10 protein-coding genes are annotated in these 6337 nt (G+C 38.4%); 7 read left to right on the top strand and 3 right to left on the bottom strand.

What is annotated here, in order from left to right; translation table 11 throughout:
• Positions 1 to 980 precede the first annotated feature (980 nt).
• The 4 genes from ABH897_RS26645 to ABH897_RS26630 are packed head-to-tail and all read left to right on the top strand — an operon-like array spanning position 981 to position 2686.
• Positions 981 to 1613, top strand: coding sequence for a hypothetical protein (locus ABH897_RS26645; RefSeq protein WP_283652113.1), 633 nt, complete (start codon positions 981 to 983; stop codon positions 1611 to 1613).
• The gene (locus ABH897_RS26640) at positions 1591 to 2127 is read left to right on the top strand and encodes an accessory gene regulator ArgB-like protein (protein WP_404592928.1); all 537 of its coding nucleotides are present in this window, start codon (positions 1591 to 1593) and stop codon (positions 2125 to 2127) included. Before ABH897_RS26645 ends, ABH897_RS26640 begins: the two co-directional genes overlap by 23 nt.
• Positions 2124 to 2270, top strand: coding sequence for a cyclic lactone autoinducer peptide (locus ABH897_RS26635; protein ID WP_014281452.1), 147 nt, complete (start codon positions 2124 to 2126; stop codon positions 2268 to 2270). The genes ABH897_RS26640 and ABH897_RS26635 overlap by 4 nt, the downstream gene beginning before the upstream one ends.
• A 17-nt stretch (positions 2271 to 2287) precedes the next feature.
• The gene (locus tag ABH897_RS26630) at positions 2288 to 2686 is read left to right on the top strand and encodes a LytTR family transcriptional regulator DNA-binding domain-containing protein (RefSeq protein WP_044648284.1); all 399 of its coding nucleotides are present in this window, start codon (positions 2288 to 2290) and stop codon (positions 2684 to 2686) included.
• A gap of 515 nt (positions 2687 to 3201) precedes the next feature.
• Here ABH897_RS26630 and ABH897_RS26625 read toward each other — a convergent pair.
• From ABH897_RS26625 to lexA, 3 genes are all read right to left on the bottom strand, one after another.
• A complete protein-coding gene (locus ABH897_RS26625) occupies positions 3202 to 3342 on the bottom strand; it encodes a hypothetical protein (RefSeq protein WP_283652111.1) in 141 nt (46 codons plus the stop codon).
• A gap of 42 nt (positions 3343 to 3384) precedes the next feature.
• Positions 3385 to 3555 (bottom strand): hypothetical protein, encoded by a 171-nt coding sequence (locus ABH897_RS26620; protein ID WP_283652110.1) that lies wholly within the window; start codon positions 3553 to 3555, stop codon positions 3385 to 3387.
• Positions 3556 to 4118: 563 nt separating this feature from the next.
• Complete coding sequence (lexA, locus tag ABH897_RS26615; RefSeq protein ID WP_013310545.1) at positions 4119 to 4745, bottom strand: transcriptional repressor LexA; 627 nt, start codon at positions 4743 to 4745, stop codon at positions 4119 to 4121.
• Between the two features lie 190 nt (positions 4746 to 4935).
• Here lexA and ABH897_RS26610 point away from each other — a divergent pair, with 190 nt between their 5' ends.
• From ABH897_RS26610 to ABH897_RS26600, 3 genes are all read left to right on the top strand, one after another.
• Positions 4936 to 5304, top strand: a complete 369-nt coding sequence (locus tag ABH897_RS26610) for a LysM peptidoglycan-binding domain-containing protein (RefSeq protein ID WP_404520242.1) — start codon at positions 4936 to 4938, stop codon at positions 5302 to 5304.
• A 105-nt stretch (positions 5305 to 5409) separates the two neighbouring features.
• A complete protein-coding gene (locus tag ABH897_RS26605) occupies positions 5410 to 5616 on the top strand; it encodes a DUF896 domain-containing protein (RefSeq protein ID WP_044648282.1) in 207 nt (68 codons plus the stop codon).
• Positions 5617 to 5743: 127 nt separating this feature from the next.
• The gene (locus tag ABH897_RS26600) at positions 5744 to 6253 is read left to right on the top strand and encodes a hypothetical protein (RefSeq protein WP_283652109.1); all 510 of its coding nucleotides are present in this window, start codon (positions 5744 to 5746) and stop codon (positions 6251 to 6253) included.
• The last annotated feature ends 84 nt before the right edge of the window (positions 6254 to 6337 follow it).

Raw genomic sequence — 6337 nt, 5'->3', positions numbered from 1 at the left:
CATCGCATTCATGGAACTTTAGGCTATATGACGCCTATTCAGTATCGCCTTGCAGCCCTTAAAAAAGTTGTTTGATTTACTGTTGACAATCCAAACAGATATATTCGGAGGTTCAGTTCACTTCACATTTGTTATTAATGAATAAAAAAGACTCAATGCGCCTATAAATCGCATTGAGTCTGCCCACAAAAACACCCACAAATTACCCACAAATAGTATATACGTTATGCTACTTTGGAAAAATTAATTATCTTTTATTATTTAATTATCGGTGTTTAAGTACCACATGATAATTTAGAAATCCATGGAACTTAAACCGGACCCAAGTGCATCAATGGGAACGTGATCAATATCTGACGCTTTACTAAAATGTGGAATCCCTTGGCGCTCTGAGCGTTGAGGGATTTTTAGTTTGGGGACAGTGAGTAAAAATTATAAATCCGATATATAGTTGCCCTCAAAATGCCCCCAAACTTTTTATTTTCAAAATACTTTTCAGTAAAAGACTCATATTTCTTCATGCTAGCCAATGAAAGAATTACATTAAGGGAAAAGAATTGCAAAGGAAGAGTTTGTGAATTGGATCGAAGTCCGTAAGCAAGAACATCGGTGTATTAATGCCATGTTGTCTTGTCTCTTTTGGCTGATTGTATTTGATGATTTTTTGGATCGTTTGTATCATCCTAAATAATCAAAGAAGAGAACTTGTATGAGTTGGGGCACGATATTGGACACGTTCCATGATCCCAGGTTTTCGAAAGGAAAAATTGGTGGTAAATGGTATTTCCCAGCTCGTGAAATGAGCTTTTTTGAAATATGGCTCTTAGAGCAATAAACACATTATAAGGAAACGATCGAAAAATATTTACCTAAAATAATACATAAAATATTCCAAATAAACAGATAATTGTATTGCCACGCTGTTATAGCAAATATAGAATTATAGTGTTGGTTACAACTGAGTGAAGGGGATATGTGTTATGTGGGAGCCTATACGGTTCTTGCTATTTTCTAATGTTGAAACATTTGCGGCGTTTGTTTTAATGCTTACTATTTTTAGAATCCGAGCTTTAGATTTTGTCTGGCCTGCCTTGTTTATCGGCCTGATCATGAACTTGCAAAGTATGGTGTTGAGAGAAGAAATGTCGTTGTCTTTTTTTGCTCCGACTATAAACATTATATTATTCACATTATTGATAACTACTGTTGTAAGGATGCCCATTATTTGGGCAGCTATCATATCCATTACAGGTACGTTTTTGTATACGCTGTTTCAAGCAATAATCATAGTAATGCTCTTTGGTACATTGACATCAGACATGCAGACCTCTCCAGAGGGATCGTTAGCTCAAGCTGTAACCAGTGCATGGGTGTTAGCTATATCATGGTTACTATTTAAATTCAAAATAGGCTTTACAGCAGATTATGAAAGCTTGCGTTTTAGGTGGGAACATGTACTTGTTGTTATTTTAATAATTGGGGTACTAGCAGCTAGTACATTTATGTTCTACGTCAATAATTTTCCTTTGAGTATTTTATTTATAGCTTTGGCATCTGGAATGTTTCTGTACTATGCGCTAAAAACGGAGCGTGATTATTATAAAAAATCTTGATTCTATCGCTCTTGATATTGCAACTCATATCAAAACAGTTGTACCGGATCATCCAGCTTCTATTGCGGTTTTAAAACATGGAATAGCCGTTGTGATTAATACAGTTTCAATCATTTTGTTAACTATTGGTATTTCATTTATTACGGGTAAGGTGCAGGAAACTGTACTGGCGATGATATCTTTTTCTATACTGCGTCAAGTTGTAGGAGGAATACATTTAAAGAGCAATATAGTATGCATTGTTGTATCTACAGCTTTACTTACCGCCCTGTCCTTTGTGAATTTAAACTATAATTGGATAGTTATTACTTCGATATTAAGTATAATACTTGTCTTGGTTTATGCTCCGTCTAGAATAGACGGGAAGACTCGTATACCTAAACGGCACTACCCATTGTTAAAAATTTGCGGGGTTGCAATAATAACACTTAATTTGTGGCTGGCTTTTCCGGTGGTAGCTGCTAGTTTTTTTGTTCAAAGCTTAACGTTAATAGAGAGGAGGTGCGAAAAATGAAAAGTCCTAAATTTAGTAAATTTAAGATTGGTATGTACTACAATGCTGCCATATTACTAACTTCACTTGCAGTTGTATCAGTGAGTACAGCGAGTTTGTCTTGGATTCACAGTCCCGAACCACCTGAAGAACTGTTGAAATAAAGTGGGAGATATATGAAATGCTAAACTTAACCGTCTCAGCTGATGATTCTCGAGGTATTAACAAGGGCGAAAACATACCAGTGGACAAGGTTCTTTTCATATCTAAAGGACGTAAGAGGGATCAGATTCTAGTTCACACATTCGAAAAAACATATTACATGATCGGCACCCTAAGGCATTGGGAAAGCTTCCTAAATAATAATGGGTTCCATTTCTTGAATGTAGACAGAAGCAATACTCTGAATGTGGAAAAGGTGAAAATTGTTAATGGCATTTTCAAAGACGCTTACTTTGAATGTGAGATAACAAAAACATCGAAGAGGTGTCCGATCTCTTATCACCGATTTGACGAGGTTATAGAGGAAATGGGTTTCATTAATTCGAACATAATCTTCACTGGAGTTGCTACTAGATAGCGGCTCTTTTTTTGTCAAAAATACTCGGCTTATATTGTCGAATCATAAGAGACATTCAGCACCCTGATTTTTGTTCATATGTCCCTAATTTTAGGAATTGATATAGGTAAGAGTTTCGAATTTCATAATCAAGGGAAAAAGAATGGGAGAAGGTAATGGGTTGTGTTGAGTTAACATTTTCGCTCCTTATGTTTATGAAACGAGGAAAAGCATTTCGTTCAGAGTACATAGGATAAATGATCATACAGTAAAGATAAAGACACAATAGTTCACAGGGGAGAATAGACATGAAAAAGCATTTTTTTGAATTTTCTCAGGACTGGGATTTAGATGAAGAGAATACGAAATTTTTATCAGTATTCACTTACTTCAAATGTTAAAATTCTGTTGAAAATGATAAAGTCCTACCGACTGCTAAAGGGCCCCTTAATATTGGTTCAATATCCGTTTTACACTATAATGCGGCACAAAAAAGCGGGAAGAAATCCTTCCCGCTTTTCGCTTAAAAACAATCATTAACGTCTGCGTTGTCTATCATTTACACTAAACAGATTAACAGCCAGTGCGTTACCTCTAGCACGTGCAATCGCTCTCTGATTTGAACGGATCGATAATCCTCTTCTTCTCACGTGACGTTTGAAATGTCTTTTACACATGATATCACCTCCCTTCACAAGAAATGAAGGTACGGATGAATTTTAGAAGTGTTTATGCTTACGGTTACGTTTGGAAATTTTGATGTTCAATGCATTGGTGGCTAGTGCGTTACCGCTTCTTGTTTCGGCGGCTGCGGCCTGAAAGACTTTTACGACCAGAAATTTGTTCTTGCCGATACGGTGCTTATACGTTTTGACTCGATTTTTGATCATCTTCTTATCTCCTTTGCTAAGGTCTACTTTATTCATATGTCAGTAGCGCTAGCAATGTATCAGCATAAATCTATTAAAAGCAAAAAGAAGCTATCACCTATGATCCTAATATTCAGAAACTAATAAAGTATGGAGATACGGAACGTAAAAAAACTTATGCTTACCTGCCGTATCCTTTCCCACTTTACGTTGTAGGAGAAAGTTACAGCAGATTAGCATAAGTAGAATAGTAAAGAATGAAGATAAGAAGCTGGTAAAAGAAATATTACTTATTATAAAGGGTTTTAAGTTTTTTCTCGTAATACGCTTCCTGGTTAAGAATACGATTATTCAGTTGTTCAGATAATATACCATATTTATCTAAAATAATGATATAATTCTTTTGATCCACCAATATACAGAACAGTAATTGCAGGTATAAACCGTTTAATCTATGGGCTATCAAAGGAAAAAGAATAGCTGTGAGGAACATTTTGTGTACATAAAATCAACACAAAACCGGCTTGCCATGGGCAGCCGGTTTTGTTGTAGCGGGAAGAATAACGGGGCTGAAAAATGAAAAATCAGTGGAAGTCCCGGAAGAGTCCTACAACCTTGCCCAAAATACTGACGTGCGTCAGACGAAGCGGTTCAAAGGCCGGATTTTCCGGTTGAAGTCGAATATGATCTTTTTCCTTGTAAAAAGTTTTAACAGTAGCCTCGTCCTCGTCTGTCATGGCCACGACAATATCGCCGTTATCGGCTGTCTGCTGTTGACGTACGATGACATAATCTCCGTTGGCAATACCAGCTTCAATCATGCTTTCTCCTACAACAGATAACATGAATATTTTATCCTCACCAACAAAATGTTGGGGAAGAGGAAAGTAATCTTCAATATTTTCTGTTGCTGTAATAGGCAGACCAGCTGTAACTTTGCCGACGACCGGAACACGACTAATTGAGTAATTAATCAAGTTGCTGTTATCCGATTCGTCTTGGCCGAGTAACTCGATGGCCCGCGGTTTCGTTGGATCACGACGAATCAGTCCCTTTTTCTCCAGACGATCCAAATGACCGTGAACCGTAGAACTGGAGGCCAATCCGACAGCCTCACCTATTTCGCGTACAGAAGGGGGATAACCCTTTAGACGCACTTCATTGCGGATAAATTCAAGAATGGCCTGCTGGCGGCTTGAAATCTTAGACATACCGTATCAACCCCATTTAGTAACGTTTGGGAAAATTATAGCATAGAACCTCCGTTCGTACAAACGTAAGTTCTAAATAATCCTAAAAAATAATCACGAACTTTTGTTCTCTTTTCTATTGAACAAAACAAATGTTCGTGTTATATTGTGAAAAAACATAGGAACAAACGTTTGGAGGACGCGACAAATGATGAAATATAGCACATATCAAAGTATTTTTCCAATGAATTTAGAAAAGATGCAAAATGTCCGGAATGAGAGAAGGGCGCAGCTTGTACGGACCATTTCCAACAGTCTCCTGCCCAAACTTCTTATTCTGGTTATCGTTGCCTGGATTGCGGGTGCAGGTGTACTGACGGTATTCGCGGCTCCTTCGGTTTCGAATGAAGAGGTGACCAAACTTATTGTGCAACCTGGGGATACATTGTGGCGGATTGCCTCCACTCATAAACCGGAACGAATGGATACACGGGTATATATAGAAGGAATTGTTCGGATTAACGGAATGGAAGATCGAGGAGTGCAGGCAGGCCAGCTTTTAAAGCTTCCGCACTTCTGATCAGTCACATTAGAGCTGTCAGGGAACGTGATACGGGAACCTTGACAAGCTCTTTTCTACATGTCAAAGTGTATTATATCTTTGCTTATATGGAGGGGACAGAATTTGGATATAGACAGCTTGGTACAGCGCATCAATGAATTGGCTCGCAAAGCAAAAGCCGAAGGATTGACGGAAGAGGAAACAACAGAGCGCGCCAATCTTCGGGAAATTTATTTGGATAACATTCGCCGTAATTTCCGGCAGCAACTTGATACGATTGAAATTGTGGACGAAGATACGTCGAAGGGAAATGGTGGGCTGACGCATTAATGTCGCTAAAGCGGCTTAGCCCGCGTAATTTGCTTTTCGTTTTTTAAGGTATCTATTTTTGGTATCTATATAGATTAGGATTGGTAGCAATTGTTTTAAGCAATATATTTGGGAAGGGAATTGAGAGATGGCCCGGTCATTTGAAAGAAAAGTTCGCAAAAACACAGCGCATTTGAATAAATCGCGCAAAAAGCAAGGCATCCAAACCATTAGTGGCGCCGGTTCTGCAATGGATATTTTCCGTGGACGTAATATTACCGTGCCAATCATGTTGGCTGGACTTGCAGTTCTGTATATGCTCATGAGTTATTTTTTGACTAAGACTGGTATGCGCGGCATGGACTGGCTTGTATTCGGCTTGTATTTGATGCTGGCTGTTATCTTTTTCATCCGCCGTCCTTATTTGAAGGTTGGAAAGAGCACGCTGTATATGTTGAAGGGTGGCAGAGAGCGTCCAATGACGGCAGAGGATATGAAAGCCATCAAGATTGAAAAGGGTTACGTAACGGTTGAAAGAAAAGGTAAGGGTGGCAACTTTATTTTTACAAAATCACTGGGCCGTTATGATACGGATGCCATTGCAGAGCGGCTTGAGAAGTTTGCGCTATCTAATCAGGTTCAAGTAGACAAAAAATAACGACTTCTGTTGGTTCGAATCGTTTAAATTGTCCGTGGGCCTGTAGCCTCTGTAAATAAGGTCGCATGATGTTATTTCATATAA

The sequence above is a fragment of the Paenibacillus sp. RC73 genome (assembly GCF_044908085.1).
Taxonomy (GTDB): domain Bacteria; phylum Bacillota; class Bacilli; order Paenibacillales; family Paenibacillaceae; genus Paenibacillus; species Paenibacillus terrae_A.
This window is presented reverse-complemented; position numbering and strand designations above follow the sequence as displayed.